1 protein-coding gene and 1 pseudogene are annotated in these 2,027 nt (G+C 38.3%); both read left to right on the plus strand.

The window, feature by feature from the left end; translation table 11 throughout:
* Positions 1-198, plus strand: a pseudogene (locus AC1DG9_RS26365) (RNA pseudouridine synthase); the annotation flags it as partial.
* Positions 199-208: 10 nt separating this feature from the next.
* Complete coding sequence (locus AC1DG9_RS26370; protein ID WP_477635607.1) at positions 209-1,993, plus strand: chloride channel protein; 1,785 nt, start codon at positions 209-211, stop codon at positions 1,991-1,993.
* Positions 1,994-2,027 lie beyond the last annotated feature (34 nt).

The raw sequence follows: 2,027 nt of genomic DNA on the forward strand, positions 1-2,027 counted from the left end.
CCGGTATACCTATCGGCCATGAAAAAAGGATACCGCATTGCAAAGGATGATGAGGAACAACCCATCATGAAACGTTTTGCTTTACATGCCCGCCATTTGGTATTTAAAGGCCTTGATGATAAGGATATTGTAATCGACGCACCCTATCCAAAAGATTTTGCTACATTAATTAAATTGCTGGATAAATTTGACGCTTAAAAGGTAAATTATGTATATACGGCTGGTGAATTATATAGATTCGATTAACCATTACCGGAAAACTAAAATTTCTAACCGTAATTTCCTGGTTATTGCTGCACTGATTGTTGGCATTCTGGCCGGTCTTGCTGCCGCACTTCTAAAAACCTTAACTCACCATATAGAAGATTTTCTGCAGACGGGTTTTCACTGGCAGTACAAGTATTATCTGTATTTCTTTTTTCCTTTTATAGGGATACTTCTTTCGGTAATGTATGTGCGAAGGTTCATCAGAAAAGGAAAATTTGAAACCGGGCTAACACCTCTTTTGTATACAATTTCGAAAAAATCCAGTAAAGTAGAACCTCATAATATCTATTCGCAAATTATTACAGCAGCATTAACTGTTGGTTTTGGGGGTTCTACGGGTTTGGAAGCTCCAATTGTGACCAGTGGAGGGGGTATTGGTTCTATTGTAGGCAGATTTTTAGGTTTATCATACCGTGAAACCACAATGTTGCTGGCGTGTGGTGCAGCAGCCGGAATATCTGCTGCATTTAATAGTCCAATTGCGGGTATTGTATTTGCCATAGAAATACTGCTTCCAGAGTTTACAATCCCTGCTTTTATACCTTTATTGCTTGCTTCGGCCACTGCTGCGGTAGTAGCAAGGTTCTTTTTTAACGAACAGCTTTTCTTTCTGGTTACAGAAGGATGGAAGATGAATGCACTTGTATATTATGTATTGCTTGCGGTTTTAATTGGTCTTTTCTCTATCTATTTTGCCAAAGCAAATTCGGTTATTAAGTCCTTCTTTTACAAGATTAATCATCCATATAAACGTGTAGTTGTTGGCGGTTTGATGCTAGGTATAATGGTTTTCCTGTTTCCAACATTATATGGGGAGGGTTATATTACCATTAAAAATTTGCTTGGCGGAAATTATACCAATGTAATGACCAACAGTATATTTTCAGAATATAGTAATTTGCCATGGCTGGTTATCCTTTTTACAGCAATAACTATTTTTGCTAAATCTTGCGCTACCCTTATTACTTTAGGTGCCGGTGGGAATGGGGGTATTTTTGCGCCGAGCTTGGTTATTGGTGGTTTAATTGGTTTTGTGGTTGCATTTTCTGCAAATACTCTGGGAATAGCAAACCTGAATGTTGCCAATTTCATTGTGGCGKGCATGGCGGCTTCATTAAGCGCTATTATGCATGCACCGCTTACAGGGATATTTTTGATTGCCGAGATTACCGGTGGTTATGTTTTAATGGTTCCGTTGATGATTACATCCGCAATCTCTTATTTGATCAATCGCAGTGCAAATAAATACTCTATCTATACCAAGCCTTTGGCAGAGAAAGGGGAACTGTTGTCGCATGAAGACAAAGACACTACCGTTCTTAATATGATGAAACTTAAATATCTTGTAGAACGAGATTACCTTGTTTTAAATGAAGATGATTTGGTCTCAGTAAGAATGCCTGAAATTCTACTTTCTAAAAGAAATTTGTTTCCGGTTGTAAGTGCAGACAGGAGCTTTAAGGGTTTGGTGTTTGTTGAAGATGTTTTGAAGAGGAATGTTGCCGATGAAGATAACCTTTCTGTAAATGATCTGATGCAGGCTGCTCCAGATATTGTACTGGTTACGGATTCACTAAAGAAGGTACTGGGGAAAATGGAAAAGGAAAATGCATGGCTATTACCTGTATTGGATGAAAGTGGAGCTTACCTTGGGTTTGTATCCAAAACGGCAATTTTTAATAAGTACAGGGCTTTGCTAAGCAGGCAAGCTGATTATATGGAATAAAAAAAAGCTCCTGATCAGGAGCTTTTTTTTATTC

The sequence above is a fragment of the Pedobacter sp. 05L430 genome (genome assembly GCF_056397585.1).